Raw genomic sequence first — 13,187 nt, forward strand, 5'->3', positions numbered from 1 at the left:
ACCGATTCAGTAGGGGTTAATCAAGGAGCCGTCCGAGTAGGCGCGAGAAGAGGCCGACGCTCTGTTCGCCGTGCCGCGATAGCCGCTCGGACCAGAAGTAGTTCTTGATGGCGAAGAAGGCGCCGACCAGCCCCAGCACGATGCCGAGGTATTGAATCCAGTGGATGCGTCGCTCGAAGACTTGCCGGACCAGATCCCCAAGCGGGGAGCGAACAGGATTGCTCTCCCACTGGTGATAAATCCAGGCGGGAACGCCCCAGTAGAAGAGCGAGAACATCACCACGCCCATGAGGGCCGCGCCCCACCACGGCAGGCGGTTGCCCACCTCCACGGAGTCGCGGATCAGGGCGCCGGCCGAGTTGCTGTTGCGCCTGCGGTAGTAGCGACGGCCCATTACGCCTCTCCCCGCAGGTCGATCTGGCCGGTCACGGCGGCGGTGATGAAGGCGGAGCGGCGCTCTTTGAGTAGAGCAACGCTCCTGTTTACCTTCGCCCCAATTACTCTTTCCAATTGAACAAGTCGTGCTATTTCTAATTGATTTTGCATAGGAAGAATCGGAATCTTCCACCCCAGCAACAAATTCATGTTCAGGGGGCGATTACGGCCAGCAGACCCACGCGAACAATCATTTAGTACAAAATCACCGTGCGCGGTCAAAAAATAGGCGTAAAGGTACTCGGTTAGGACCTCTTTCTCCCGACCTCTAATCACGGGGAAGCGATGAGAGACAACGCACCCGACATGTTCTTCATTTGCCAGAGCTACAGCTCCCTCCCATGCGAACTGCCCGCTAAGAATTAAGTCGCCCGACTGAATCCAGAAGAAGTCGGAGTCACCCATATCCTCGGTGTCGGTATCGTCACGTTTGAAAATTCCGCGCCCTCTATTGAACAACCCGAGCTTCGTGTAGCTGCTACCAGCTTGTTGGAGAACTGGGCGCGAAATCACGTCACAGACATGTGAAAGTCGTACCCATCTGAGATTCGGCGAATCGGGTGGAGGCGACGCCAGAGCAGTGATTTTTTCCTTCAGCAGTTCGATGAATCGGGTTTTCTTGGCGATCAGGGCGTCGATACGGCCGGTTTCGCGGTCGAGCGAGGCAAGGATGGACTCCTGTTCCGTGCTATCCGGGATTGGGATGTGAATCGACCCGACGTGCTCCCAGTCTGCTCTTGGCATTTTCGCCCCATCACATCCAGCTTCAATCTGTTGCGTGACCTCGGTGGTGAGCATCCAGTTCTGGAGCCATGCCGGCAATACCGATGATGGCTTGAGAACGAGAAATTCAGTTGAGCAAGCGCCATCTGTTGGCCCAGTGATGCATTTGCGAAGGTATGGACGGAGTTTGCCGTACAGCACATCACCGGCACAGAACAGTCCAACCGTTGAATCCTCAGTCTGGCGAGATGTCGTTGCTGTAGGCTTGTACTGCCCGCTGCCAGATTCGACATCTTCCAGTCCGATGTAGGGCAATCCATCCGGAATGGCATTGCAGCGGTCTGTGGCAATTTGCGCCGTGCGCTTGATCCTGACCACACTCCAATGCATCGGCACCTTGCCAATCCACTCCACGCCGGAATCCTTGTAGGCCGAATATGGCTTGTAGTGACTCATGCGCGCCTCAACTCAATTGCGCGATGCGCCAGATTGCCGTGGCCTGCGTCGCCATCCAGTTCTGGTGCGCAGCGATCCGCTCGGGGTCCAGTCCGCATGGTCGTTACCGAGTTTCTTGGTGATCGCAAAGCCGCTTTGTTGGTATGTCGGCCGCTTTTGGGCGTAATCCAGGTTGCCCAAGTCCCGATTTGCTCCGGCCTGGAGCAACGTCATGTTGCCAAGTCGGTACACGAGGGCTTCCGCGTCGTCGTTGCCGATCCCGCCCCAACCATCCGGGGCGTTTTGCGGCAGGATATGCTCGATATTGAAGGCGTCACTGGCGAAGTCATGGGCTTGACCGGACAGGTGTTTTTCAAGGGCACAGAGAATGAAGCGGACCACGCGGTTGTTTCGAGAATCGGTGGTTCGGATCGTTTTCTCGGCGAAGCCTGTTCTGAACGCGGCATCATCCGGGTAGATGCTGCGCAAGGATTGCAGTGCCTGACCGAGAGTTCTCAATTCGTTCCTCGCTACACGCTCGGCGACCTCGTTGTACTTTCGCTCTTGCTCCGCAGTGCTGTAGGAGCCGATGACGTTGAACCGCATCGAGATAACAACCGTCGAGCGCAGTAGCCCCGTGAAATCGGGAGCGTCGAAGATTCGCTTGGCTGCGAGCAGTAGCGGGAACGGTTGTCGCACTCGGAAGGTCTTCAGTACCCCCGCCAGTTGCTTGTCCTCCTGTGGCCAGTCGGATGGTTCCGGCGAAGACAAGGCCAAGTAGGTATCAAGGTCTTCTTCCATGTCTCGCAGCAACTGGAACACGGCCTCCGCTGTACTGACCTGTGCCCGGATGGTCTTGAACAGATCGGCCTGGCGCGCAAAGCTGCGGCGGCTGTTCCAGTGCACGCGAAGGAAATCCGGGAAGTTCTCTGACTGGAGCCGGCCGACGATGGACTCCCACCGGTCTTCCAGGTTGCGCAGTTCGTGATCGGTCTCTCCACCCCGGTCGAGAACCGAGAACAGGTAGTTTTTCAACAGATCGGTCGCTGACAGGCGCACACCACGGGCGTTGAGCGTCTCGAACACCTTGTAGGCGTTGAGTTCATCGGTAACGGTGATCACCGTGAAAAACAGGCGGTCGCTAATGTCTTCCACAAGCTTCGCGAGGCGCATGCCCTCGTCGCCTGTACTGGCCTTGAGGTATTCGGCTACGCGCTTGTCGAACCACTCGAAGGCTTTGCGGAGTGAATGCTCCGAGGCGCGGAAGCCCCTCTGCGGAAGATGCCCGAGTGGCACCAGATAGGTCTGGAAATACGTGTTGTTGTTGCGATTGAGCGTCAGCTTGGGGCGCGCGACCAGCGTCACGGGATCGAGGTAGCCCACGTAGGTCTGCCGAATCTGATCCATGCGGCGCTTGTTCGGCTCGGCGTCATTGCCCGCATTGATCAGCCGCTGGATGTTCTTGAGAATGGCGAGAACAATGATGCTGATAGTTGTGAGGCGTTGTTGGCCATCAATGACATCGAAGGTCTTGTCGTCGGCGGACTGCAAGACCAGGTATCCCATGTAGTGCGCACTCTCCCCGTCGGCCTTGAGCGTCCCCAGGAGATCCATCCACAGGTCTTCCCATTCCTCGTTGGTCCAACTGTAGTCGCGCTGAAAGCGTGGAATGCGGTACGTCAAACCGTTCCCGATGAGCTTCCTGAATGTGTTGTTCTCGGTCTTGAAGTTGGTTGCAGCCATGACTCGCTCCGTTTCTTACTCAGTGACTTTGCCTAGCAGAGCAGCGATTTCAGCTTCGACCTGCTGCAACTCGGCGTCAATGTCGTGCAGTTTGCGCGGCGGCACATACTTGTAAAAGTAGCGATTGAAGTTGATCTCGTAGCCGACCTTGCCGACCTCCTTGTCCTTGTCGTCGCGGAAGTTCTCGTCGATGTAGGCATCCGGTACGTGCGGCAGCACCTCGCGGGCAAAGTAGTCCTGCACGCTGTCGACCAGCGGAACGTTCTCGTAGTCGGTCAATTCGGAATCGGCCACGGGCTGGCCGTCGGCATCTTGTACCGGCTCGCCTTCCGGGTCGCGGGTGCCGAAGGCGTCGATCATGGCCTTGATGAAGGTCTTGCCGACCTTACCGATGACCGTATCGGATTTGGCCGCCTCCGCCGCGAAGGTTTCTGCCCAGGCGAACGGCTTGACCTCTCCCATGTGGGGCGACAGGGCGCTATCCCACGCAGCCTGCTGGGCCTCGTTCAACTTGCCCCATGCCTTGCTCTCCTTGAGGCGTGCCAAGGCTTCGGCCGTGACGTGCAGCGACATGCGCAAGGGACGCAGCACCTTGATGCGCCGATAGCCGAAGCGGCGATAGTCGAGTATCCGGGACAGTTCGCCATCCTCGGCCGCGCCGTAGATGTCCACGATCTGCCGCATCTGCTCGTCACTGATCATGCGGCGCTTGTTGCCCTCGTTCTTGATCGATACCCACAGGCCCGTGGCGTTGATCAACTGCACCTTGTTGCGGCGAGCCGCCGGCTTCTTATTGGACAGAATCCAGAGGTAGGTGCCGATCCCCGTGCGGAAGAAGATTTCGGTGGGCAGGGCCACGATGGCATCGACAACATCATTCTCCAGCAGCCAGCGGCGGATTTCCGATTCGCCTGAGCCGGCGCCGCCGTTGAACAGGGGCGACCCCGACAGCACGATGGCGGCACGGCCACCGCCTTTGTGCGGAAGCTCCAGCTTGCTTGCCAGGTGCAACAGGAAGAGCATGGAGCCGTCGTTGATGCGCGGCAGTCCGGGGCCGAAGCGCCCGTCGTAACCCTTGTCCTTGTGCTCGTCGGTCACGGCCTTCTGGTCGTTCTCCCACTTCTTGCCGAAGGGTGGATTGGCGAGGCCGTAGTGGAAGCGTTCGCCGGCGTACTGGTCGTTGGAGAGCGTGCTGCCAAGCTTGATGTTCTTCGACAGGTCGCGCCCCGGATCGGTCGGCAGCGTGCGCAGCAGCATGCCGGCCAGACAGACGGCATGTGTCTCCGGTTCAAGCTCCTGCCCGTGGGGGACCAGAACCGGCGGCACCTTGAAGCGATTGCCGTAGTCGGCGACGTGGTTCATGGCGTCGGTTAGGAAGCCGCCCGTGCCGCAGGTCGGGTCGTAGAGGGTGCGAATCAGGCCAGGGTTAGCCTCGAACAATTGGTCGTCGGGGTCGAGCAGGAGCGACGTTGCCAGATGCACCACGTCGCGCGGCGTCATGAAGTCCTCGGCGCCTTCATTGACCTCGGCACCGAAGCGCCGGATGAGGTGCTCGTAGAGGTTGCTCATCACCCGATCCGGCACTACGTCGGGATGCAGATCAACCGCCGCGAAGTTCTTGCAGATCTTGAACAGCAGCCCGGCCTTGTCGAGCCGGATCACCGTGTTGCCGAAGTCGAACTGCTCGAAGATGACCCGCGCGTTGTCCGAGAAATGGGCAACGTAGTCCTGAAGGTTTTGCCGCGTCTTCGTGCCGCCCAGCGTGGCGAGCGCGTATTCGGAGGTGTTGTAGAAGGGATACCCGGTGGTCTGGCGCAGAATCAGGTCAAGGTCGAGTCCGCTGTCCTTGTGTGCGAGGAAGGTGTTCCGGGTTTCCTCGCGGGTCGGCTCCAGCACGCACTCCAGACGCCGCAGGAGCGTGAACGGCAAGATGATCTTGCCGAAGTCGGTGTGCTTGAAGTTGCCCCACAGGTCTTCCGCGTTCTTCCAGATGAAGTCCGCGAGCGTGGATGTCGATCCGTTGCCGTTTTCTGCCATGCCTCCCTCCAACCATGTTTTGCACGAAACAGCATAACATAACCGAATGGGATTTCAACCAGATTTTGCACGTAACGGACCAGAAGCCACGCAACTAGGTTTTTCTAGGTTCCAACCTTAGAATGCACATAGCCCAAAGGTATATACCTCAATCGACCAGAATGCCAACGAACGAGGGCAGATCCTAAGCCCTGTCAGGCGACCGATGGGCTCTCCTTGATTTCAGGAAGTGCTTTTTCAGACTCCCAATTGCGATTGAGACCATGGCACAGCCGAACAGGTAGACCCAACCGAGCAGGAAATAGCAGAATGATCTCATTACTCCTGTTCGAAACCAATGAGCAACGGGATCAAGACTGGAGAAGGCAAGCCAGTGAGCGTAAAGGAACTCCGCTTGCATAGGCAAATACATCCACATGAGCAGAACGGTTGCCAGCAGCAGCGTGAGATTCGCAAAAGTGCTATAGATTGAAATAGTTGACTTCATTACCATGTGCATTCCAATTGACAATGATGTTCCTAATCGGCGGAAGCGGCTTGCGCTAGTGTATCCCTTGCTATACATACGGTGTATACTATAGGGGATACACTGATGGCAATACACATCAAAGGGGATGAGATCGACGCTCTGCTCGTTAGATATTGCGCCATGACGGGGCAGACGAACAAGAGCGAAGCGGTCCGGCAGGCCCTGATGGCACAGATCAATGCCCTGTCGGCGCGCGAGAGCCTTTCCACCCGCGTGGGGAAGGTGCAGGCTAAGGCCGCGGCGGCTGGTTTCGTCAGCACGGGCGAAGACCTGAAGCCGTTCTTTGACGAGCAATGGGGCGAGAACTGATGTTCCTGGACGCAAGCGCGGTGGTCTCGGTGCTGCTGAACGAACCGGAAGCGCCTGGGCTGCTGAAGGCGATGGAGGCCGCGCGTGGCACGCTGCGGTTCTCGCCTGTCGTGCGGATGGAAGCGACGCTCGCCCTGGTCAGGGCCAAGGTGCAGGCCCGCGGCAAGGGCCCGGCGGCAGCCGAGGACTTTGCCGCGGCGGCCGAGCTGGTGGACGGGTTTTTCGAGGCGGCCGAAGCGCAAGAGATGCACATCACCACGGGGATGGGGAAGGAAGCGATCCGGGCGCTGTCGGTTTACGGCAAGGTCGTCGGACACGCGGCGCAGCTTAATTTCGGGGACGCGCTCTCCTACGCCTGCGCGAAAGCTTACCATGTGCCCTTGCTCTACAAGGGCGGCGATTTTTCTGAAACGGATTTGGCTTGAAGTTCCACCATGGAAAATAAGGATGATACGGCAGAGGACCAAGTTGAGGTCACGTTCGGCGTGAAGGTCACGTTCGCCCGAGCCAAGCTTCCTGAGGTATCTGATATGAGCGAGCAGGACCGCGACGAGGTGCGGGCGCTTCTCATTGCCAGCGCAGGTATAAGGATGCTGCCGTCAGGAGAGGAATCATGAAGTTCTACGTTGCGACGTTCTGGACGGGCCATGCCTGGGCCGATCTGCACGATGATCCGCGGCCGTTCCGCGCCGCCTCGTCCGCGGCCGATTCCGCATTGCTGGCGGGGAAGATAATGACCAGGCTACGCCCGGCTGAAGTAAAAGCGGCCCCCGAAGGGGCCGCATAGGTCAGAGACCGAAGAGCTTGATGATGAAGGCTGTCAGGCCGGCGATGGCGCCGACGAGTCCGGTTGCAACGGCCAGCGGATACCAGCGGGCCTCGGCATTGATCTTCGAGGTTTCCGCGATCAGCTTGGCGATCTCGGCCCGCATCTTGTCGTCGGCAAGGGACTGTTCGGCGGTGGTCATGTCAACGTCGCTCATTGGATGCTCCTTGTGAAATGTAAGCGATGAGACCGAAGATTGCGAGGCTCTAGCCGCCCCGCACGGTCGCAGGCATGCGGACACGCTGAGTCAGGGACGGCCCGGCACGGGCCGCTTGCAAGGCCGCGCTCGCGCGGCCGCCGTCCTTGACCAGGGTGGTAGAATGACAAGATCCGTGTGGTGGTGGATAGGTCCGGCCCCGGCCTGCGCCTGGCGCTGGCCGGGTTAACAGCCGGACGCGACCGATGGCGCGACGGTTCTGCCGCGCAGCGGGCCCGGCGTTCTGGCTTGCCAGGGCGACGGCGACGGCGAACACCAGGAACAGGGCAAAGAAAAAGCCGCCCCGAGGGGGCGGCCACGCTGCGCCTGGTCTGATGGTCCTGCGCGGATCCTCCCGAAACTATCTGCCGCTTTTCAAGGTCCAGAATGGACGTCAGCTTTTGGGTCGATCATCGCGCCGTGCGCTTGCAGCTTTATACACCTCGCTTCGTTCGCGACGACCAACTGCGACCACAGTGACGGTAATTTCTGCATCCTCCACGCGATAGACGAGTCGGTAGCCGGCGCTGCGGAGCTTGATCTTGTAATGATCTTCCAGACCATGCAGCGCATCAGCAGGAACACGGGGCTGCTCCAGACGTTCGGCCAGCTTCTTCCGAAACTGCTCCCGAAGCGTGGCACCGAGCTTTTTCCACTCCTTCAGTGCGGATGGCAGGAACTTAAGCTCAAAGGTCATCGAGGCCCACGCTGATCGGCGTTTCATCCGCCCGGGCCTTAATGACATCGACAAGCGCCAGGTCGTCCAGCCGCTCCATCATCGCCTCGTAAACATCGGCCGGGACCATATAAGCCATGACGCGATTGTGGTTCAGCACGGCGACGGCCTCGCCTTGCGCCTGATCCATGATGGCGGTCGGGCTTTTCTTCAGATCAGAGACACTGACCGCAATCTGGGCTTCAACACGTTGCATGTTCGATCTCCACAAGGTCATTCATTGCGCGATGAGCAGGCTGACCGAGGCAGCGATCATGGACAGCAAGACCACCCCTGTTTGCCATATCGGCAATTCGGCGAGCACATCGTCCGGCAGCCAGCTATCCGGAGCGAAGCGCACCAGCATTTCCAGCGCGATCTGGGCGAGGACGCCCACGATCAGCGTCGCATTCGCCGCGCACCCCAGGATCGAGTCAAACCTCCAGCCGTCAGTATACGTCAGGCGAAGGATGGCGAATGCTCCAAGAGCAAACAGCGCGAGCTTTGCTAGCGCACCCTTTTCACAATCCGTCATATCACCCTCTATTCATGCTAAAATATGATACCATATTTAGAACCAAATGCAACACGGCAATGCCCTGCTTCTGGCCGCGCAGCGGGCCCGGCGCGGCCTTAGCGCCGCGTCGGCGCCGGCGTTCTGGCCTGCCAGGGCGACGGCGCCGGCGAACACCAGGAACAGGGCAAAAAAAAGAGCCGCCCCCGAGGGAGCGGCCAGTCATCCTCACCACAAGGATATTTCAGGGGGTGTTTCGGCGCTCGATGCGATCGAGCCGGGCAAGCTGATTATTCACGTCCATCAAGGCGCGGGTCGTCCAGTCCTCGGCGCGAAAACCCCTCCCCGGCCTGCCGAAACGGTTGGGGTGTCCATCAAGGATGAGCTGGCGCAGGGACAGCAGGACGGCCTTGTCCAGCTCGACCGCGACCAGCTGGCCGGGAAACCGCAGCACATGTCGATTGCAACTGATAGGCCAGAAGGTCCAGCAGCAGGTCGGGATCGCGCAGGATGGCATGTTGCCGCGCACCCATGGCAACGCGGCCGAGGTCGTCGCGCAGCGCGTTGCTGATGGGCGATTTCGGGGTGTCGCTGCCGCTCTCGTTATGAACCGATGGGCGCAGGAATCCGGCCTCGATGGCTGTGGCGCGGTCCTCGCGCGTCACCAGCCCTTCGAGTGTTTTCAGGGCACCGCTCTGATCCACATAGAACAGGACGCCGGACACGGCCCTTTGCTCGTCGGTAAAGCCGCCGTCCAGAATGGCTTGCAGCGCGGCCAGTTCGGCCTCGCCCTCGGCATCGAGGACGTCGCCGTTCGCCAGTTCGGCCAGTTCATCATAACGCTCGGCCTCGGCTTCGGAGAGTTCGCCTTCCTGCGCATAGATGCGATCCAGCTTGCGCGCCTCGATCTCGTAATAGCCGACATAGCTGTCCCGGATCGGCTCGGCCCATTTCCAGCCATCGGCAATGATGGTGCCGGCGTGAGCTTCCAGCTTGGCCGTGAACAGTTCGTGCAGCAGGGCCTCGTCCTCGAAATAGGACTGGTCGGCAAAGAGGTCGGTGGTGACGCGCCCGCCCTCGGCCTCATAGGCTTCATCGACCGCGGCAAGGCCGAGCTGACCCTGGCGGCCGAGGGCAGGCTGCATCCCGATGCCGCGCCGGGCGGGCATTTCGTGCTGCCGACGCTGTTTTCCGAGGTCGATCCCGGCCATGCGCTGGCCCAGCAGGAGATCTTCGGCCCCGTGCAGGTGCTGATCCCCTTCCAGGACGAGGCCGAGGCGGTCCGCATCGCCAACGGTACCGAATACGGGCTGGTCGCCGGCATCTGGACCCGCGACGGCGCGCGCCAGCTGCGGCTGGCGCGCAAGATCCGCAGCGGCCAAGTCTTCGTGAACAATTACGGCGCCGGCGGCGGCATCGAGCTGCCCTTCGGCGGGGTCGGCAAATCCGGCCATGGCCGCGAGAAGGGTTTCGAGGCGCTCTACGGCTTCACCCGCCTCAAGACCGTGACCGCCGCGCATGGCTGACCCCCCGCCGGGCGGCGGCGATCAGCGCGACCAGCTGCCGCGATGCGGCTCGGGCCGGATCTCGACCAGCGGCAGGCCGGCATCCGCCCAGGCATCGACCCCGCCGGGGAACCAGCCCAGGTTGACATAGCCGCGCCCGGCGATGCGCCTGGCGGCGTTCCAGCTGAGCCAGCAATCCGACTTGCAGAACAGGATCAGCCCCGCCTTGCGGTCGCCGCCGGTGATCCGCTCCAGGCTCGCATCCAGATAATCGCTCTGCCATGGCTCCAGCCGGCCCCAGCCGACCACCGGCAGCCAACGCGCGCCGGGGATCGAGCGGTGCCGCTCGGGCAGGATCCATGTGCCGTCGGCGCCGATCCCGAAAACCCGGGCGCCCATCACGTCGACCGGGATCCAGCCCTGGCCGATCAGCGCCCGCACCTGCGCAAGGTCGAGCGTCCTCGCCCCCGGCACCGCTTCGGGAACCGGGGCGCGATAGCCGTCCAGGCGATAGCCGCTTTCGTCGAACAGCACTGGCTGCTCGGCCGCGACGGCCAAGGGGAAAACCCCCGCCAGAAGCAGGAGAAATGCCCCGATTCCGGGGCGGGACCGCAGGCTCCGGGCCCTGCGGAGGGTGCGCAATACGACCATGGCACAATTTACCCTTTCTCGATCTCAAGGAAATTTGACCAGGACGCAACGCACAACGGATACGCGCGAAGGACTTTGGAACATGACCCGCAGGATAAGCAAGACCTTTCCTCTTGCCGTCTCACTCGCTCTCTGGGCATCGATGGCGCTTGGCCATGGCGACACCGCCCCGCAGGCGGTCGACACCGCCGGCCTGCCCGAACTTCCGGCCGAGATGGCCAGCGAAAACCCCTGGCGCGAGGCGGACGGCGCGGTGCTGTTCAAGGCCGTCGAGATCGGTGCCAAGGGCTTCAACAGCAATTGCGCGCGCTGCCACGGGCTCGAGGCGATCTCGGGCGGGCTGGCGCCGGACCTGCGCTTCCTCGAGGCCAGCGCCTTCGGCGACGAATGGTATCTGGACCGCATCCTGCACGGCTATGAGCAGAACGGCGCGGTGAAGATGCCGCCCTTCGAGGGCATCCTGAACCAGCAGGCGATCTGGGCGATCCGCACCTATATCGAGACCCGCCCCGATGCCGACGCGCTGGCGGAGAAAAGCACCGAGATCGCGGCGCTTTACGACAAGGTCAAGGCGCTGCCGCTCGATGCCGGGGCCGATCAGGCCCAGGCGCTGGCCGCCGAGCTGGAAAGCGCCGGCAGCGGCTTCGAGGCGCTTTCGGGCGCGCCGCGCGCCGTGACCGTGCTGGACCAGGCGGCGCACATGCTGCGCAGCGGCGCCTCGCATGCGCCGGCGGCCGCCGAGCTGATCCATGGCGTGCTGAGGAACTAGGGCCATGGCGCTGCTGACGGACAGGTTGCCCGGCGCCGCCTCGCCCCCGCTGCTGACCGGCAGGACCGGGCCGGCCGCCGTGGGGGGCGATGCGTTCGACAGCGGCATGTGGCCGTCGCACCGGCAGGAATTCCTGGGCGACCCCGCGGCCTGGCGCAACGATCCGGCCGTCGCCGTCCTGGCGCCGCGCGCGGCCGAGGATTCCCGCCATGTGCCCTTCCTGATCGACGCCACCGCCGTCGCGCAGCCGATCCGGCGCATCGTCGTCACCATCGACTACAGCCCCTTTCCCAAGGCCATCGTCTTTCGCCCCGGCCGCGCCCTGCCCCTGCTGGGCTTCGGCGTGAAATACGAGGTCGGCGGCGCCCTGCGCGCCTCGGCCGAGACCGGGGCCGAGACGGGGGCGGGCGAATGGCTGGTCGGCGCGGCCTATGTCAGCGCGCTTGGCGGCGGATGCAGCGCGCCCGCCGCTGCGCACCACCGACCCGACTGGCAGCAGGGCTTCGGCGAATTGCGCGCCCGGCTCTGGGCCGAAACCGGGCGACTGCGGCTACGGCTGCGCCATCCGCAGGACACCGGCCTGGCGGACGGCATCCCGGCGCATCACCTGACCGAACTGGCTCTGCTCGACGCCGCCGGGGCCGAGATCGCCGCGCTGGAGCTGCACGAGCCACTGGAGGAGAACCCGGCGCTGACTTTCCTGCTGCCGCTCGACCTGGCGCGCGGGCCGGTCGCGATCCGGGCGCGCGACAACCTGGGCTATGCCTTCGCGGGCCGGGTGGAGGACGCGCCATGAGCCTTTCCCGCCGGGCGCTGCTGGCCGGGGCCGCCGTCCTGACGCTGCCCTTGCCCATCTTCGCGCAGCCGCGCAGATATGGCCTGCAGCCAGTCGAAGTTGCAGACGGAATATGGATGATCGAGGGCCGGCGCGAGGTCTTCACCCGCGAGAACGGCGGCGACATCGTCAACGTGGCGCTGCTGGCGACCGATCAGGGCGCGCTGGTCGTCGACAGCGGCTCGACCGCCGCCATGGGGGCCGAGATCCGCGCCTTTGCCGACCAGCGGCTGGGCGGGCTCGTCGCGACGATCAACACCCACCATCACCCGGACCACTGGTTTGGCAACGCGCCGCTGGCCGACCGGCCGGTTCTGGCGCTGGCGGCGACATCCGCGACCTGCCGCGAATATGCCCAGGATTATGCCGAGACGCTGTATTCGATCCTCGGCAGCTGGATCTCGGGGACCCGGACCATGCCCGCGACCGGCGAGGTCGAGGCCGGCCCGCGCGCCATCGGCGGCCGGACCCTGCGGATGATCCCGCTGGCCGGCCACACCGCCGCCGATTTGGCCATCCTCGATGAGGCGACCGGCGTGCTGGTCGCCGGGGATCTGGTGTTCCTGGACCGCGCGCCCAGCCTGCCAGACGCGGATTTCGCGACCTGGCTGGCGGCGCTGGACCGGCTGGAAGGGCTCGGCCCCGCCGGGGTGGTGCCGGGGCATGGCCGCTTCCACCGCGCGGGCGAAGGCATCGCGCAGACCCGCGCCTATCTGCGGGCGACGCGCGACCGGCTGGCGATGGCCGCCGATCTGGGGCTGACGCCAATCGAGGCGATGGCCGCTGGCCCCGTCCCCGAATTCGCCGGGCTGGGCGCCAATCCCGAGGAATACCTGCGCTCGGTCGTCCGCCGCTTCGGCGACCATGAAACCCTGGCGCTGCCAGTCGTCGGCGGCGCCTGAAGCAAGGACCGACAAGGCATCAGACGCGGGCAACCCGTCGTTCATGTATATGGAGGAGACTGC

Annotated in this window: 18 protein-coding genes and 1 pseudogene; 8 read left to right on the forward strand and 11 right to left on the reverse strand. The window is 62.7% G+C overall.

All coding sequences use genetic code 11. The annotated features are described in order from the left end of the window. Window positions 1–16 precede the first annotated feature (16 nt). From ESD82_RS07780 to ESD82_RS07795, 4 genes are read right to left on the reverse strand one after another with little or no spacing between them, the layout of a single operon-like run. Window positions 17–394, reverse strand: coding sequence for a hypothetical protein (locus ESD82_RS07780; protein WP_147429452.1), 378 nt, complete (start codon window positions 392–394; stop codon window positions 17–19). Continuing rightward, window positions 394–1,614, reverse strand: coding sequence for a restriction endonuclease subunit S domain-containing protein (locus ESD82_RS21980; RefSeq protein WP_208852056.1), 1,221 nt, complete (start codon window positions 1,612–1,614; stop codon window positions 394–396). Before ESD82_RS21980 ends, ESD82_RS07780 begins: the two co-directional genes overlap by 1 nt. A 12-nt stretch (window positions 1,615–1,626) precedes the next feature. After that, window positions 1,627–3,336 (reverse strand): DUF262 domain-containing protein, encoded by a 1,710-nt coding sequence (locus ESD82_RS07790; protein ID WP_322789433.1) that lies wholly within the window; start codon window positions 3,334–3,336, stop codon window positions 1,627–1,629. A gap of 15 nt (window positions 3,337–3,351) precedes the next feature. After that, complete coding sequence (locus ESD82_RS07795) at window positions 3,352–5,373, reverse strand: type I restriction-modification system subunit M (RefSeq protein WP_147429450.1); 2,022 nt, start codon at window positions 5,371–5,373, stop codon at window positions 3,352–3,354. A 592-nt stretch (window positions 5,374–5,965) separates the two neighbouring features. Between ESD82_RS07795 and ESD82_RS07800 the strand changes: the two genes are divergently transcribed. From ESD82_RS07800 to ESD82_RS21760, 4 genes are read left to right on the forward strand one after another with little or no spacing between them, the layout of a single operon-like run. After that, window positions 5,966–6,211, forward strand: coding sequence for a type II toxin-antitoxin system VapB family antitoxin (locus tag ESD82_RS07800; RefSeq protein WP_140848566.1), 246 nt, complete (start codon window positions 5,966–5,968; stop codon window positions 6,209–6,211). Beyond that, complete coding sequence (locus ESD82_RS07805; protein WP_167521730.1) at window positions 6,211–6,636, forward strand: type II toxin-antitoxin system VapC family toxin; 426 nt, start codon at window positions 6,211–6,213, stop codon at window positions 6,634–6,636. The genes ESD82_RS07800 and ESD82_RS07805 overlap by 1 nt, the downstream gene beginning before the upstream one ends. A 9-nt stretch (window positions 6,637–6,645) precedes the next feature. Beyond that, window positions 6,646–6,828 carry a hypothetical protein gene (locus ESD82_RS07810; protein WP_116171356.1) on the forward strand — a complete coding sequence of 61 codons (183 nt, stop codon included), beginning with the start codon at window positions 6,646–6,648 and terminating at the stop codon, window positions 6,826–6,828. Continuing rightward, window positions 6,825–6,998 (forward strand): hypothetical protein, encoded by a 174-nt coding sequence (locus ESD82_RS21760; RefSeq protein ID WP_166436162.1) that lies wholly within the window; start codon window positions 6,825–6,827, stop codon window positions 6,996–6,998. Before ESD82_RS07810 ends, ESD82_RS21760 begins: the two co-directional genes overlap by 4 nt. A gap of 1 nt (window position 6,999) precedes the next feature. Here ESD82_RS21760 and ESD82_RS07815 read toward each other — a convergent pair whose 3' ends face one another. The 6 genes from ESD82_RS07815 to ESD82_RS22575 form a co-directional block, all read right to left on the reverse strand. Beyond that, window positions 7,000–7,194 (reverse strand): hypothetical protein, encoded by a 195-nt coding sequence (locus tag ESD82_RS07815; protein ID WP_116171357.1) that lies wholly within the window; start codon window positions 7,192–7,194, stop codon window positions 7,000–7,002. Between the two features lie 433 nt (window positions 7,195–7,627). Beyond that, window positions 7,628–7,930: a type II toxin-antitoxin system RelE family toxin gene (locus ESD82_RS07820; protein WP_104491150.1), complete on the reverse strand. Its 303-nt coding sequence runs from the start codon at window positions 7,928–7,930 to the stop codon at window positions 7,628–7,630. After that, window positions 7,920–8,165 carry a type II toxin-antitoxin system Phd/YefM family antitoxin gene (locus ESD82_RS07825; RefSeq protein ID WP_104491151.1) on the reverse strand — a complete coding sequence of 82 codons (246 nt, stop codon included), beginning with the start codon at window positions 8,163–8,165 and terminating at the stop codon, window positions 7,920–7,922. The genes ESD82_RS07820 and ESD82_RS07825 overlap by 11 nt, the downstream gene beginning before the upstream one ends. Window positions 8,166–8,186: 21 nt before the next feature. Next, on the reverse strand, window positions 8,187–8,483 hold the full coding sequence (locus ESD82_RS07830) for a hypothetical protein (protein ID WP_147429448.1): 297 nt from the start codon (window positions 8,481–8,483) through the stop codon (window positions 8,187–8,189). A 223-nt stretch (window positions 8,484–8,706) separates the two neighbouring features. Beyond that, window positions 8,707–8,916 (reverse strand): hypothetical protein, encoded by a 210-nt coding sequence (locus ESD82_RS22120; RefSeq protein WP_244314506.1) that lies wholly within the window; start codon window positions 8,914–8,916, stop codon window positions 8,707–8,709. Beyond that, window positions 8,837–9,673 carry a hypothetical protein gene (locus ESD82_RS22575; RefSeq protein WP_407672807.1) on the reverse strand — a complete coding sequence of 279 codons (837 nt, stop codon included), beginning with the start codon at window positions 9,671–9,673 and terminating at the stop codon, window positions 8,837–8,839. The genes ESD82_RS22120 and ESD82_RS22575 overlap by 80 nt, the downstream gene beginning before the upstream one ends. On the opposite strand from ESD82_RS22575, the pseudogene ESD82_RS22125 reads away from it, so the two are divergent. Next, a pseudogene (locus ESD82_RS22125) lies at window positions 9,572–9,988 on the forward strand (aldehyde dehydrogenase family protein); the annotation flags it as partial. The gene ESD82_RS22575 and the pseudogene ESD82_RS22125 overlap by 102 nt on opposite strands. A 21-nt stretch (window positions 9,989–10,009) precedes the next feature. Here the strand turns inward: ESD82_RS22125 and ESD82_RS07840 are convergent. Further along, entirely contained in the window at window positions 10,010–10,525 is a 516-nt protein-coding gene (locus ESD82_RS07840) for a rhodanese-like domain-containing protein (protein WP_051416320.1), read from the reverse strand. Window positions 10,526–10,700: 175 nt separating this feature from the next. On the opposite strand from ESD82_RS07840, the gene pedF reads away from it, so the two are divergent. The 3 genes from pedF to ESD82_RS07855 are packed head-to-tail and all read left to right on the forward strand — an operon-like array spanning window position 10,701 to window position 13,124. Then, a complete protein-coding gene (gene pedF / locus ESD82_RS07845) occupies window positions 10,701–11,387 on the forward strand; it encodes a cytochrome c-550 PedF (RefSeq protein ID WP_028714065.1) in 687 nt (228 codons plus the stop codon). A 4-nt stretch (window positions 11,388–11,391) separates the two neighbouring features. Then, window positions 11,392–12,183 (forward strand): quinoprotein dehydrogenase-associated SoxYZ-like carrier, encoded by a 792-nt coding sequence (locus ESD82_RS07850; RefSeq protein ID WP_036714371.1) that lies wholly within the window; start codon window positions 11,392–11,394, stop codon window positions 12,181–12,183. Beyond that, window positions 12,180–13,124 (forward strand): quinoprotein relay system zinc metallohydrolase 1, encoded by a 945-nt coding sequence (locus tag ESD82_RS07855; protein ID WP_028714064.1) that lies wholly within the window; start codon window positions 12,180–12,182, stop codon window positions 13,122–13,124. The genes ESD82_RS07850 and ESD82_RS07855 overlap by 4 nt, the downstream gene beginning before the upstream one ends. Window positions 13,125–13,187 lie beyond the last annotated feature (63 nt).

This window comes from Paracoccus pantotrophus (assembly GCF_008824185.1).
Lineage (GTDB): Bacteria > Pseudomonadota > Alphaproteobacteria > Rhodobacterales > Rhodobacteraceae > Paracoccus > Paracoccus pantotrophus.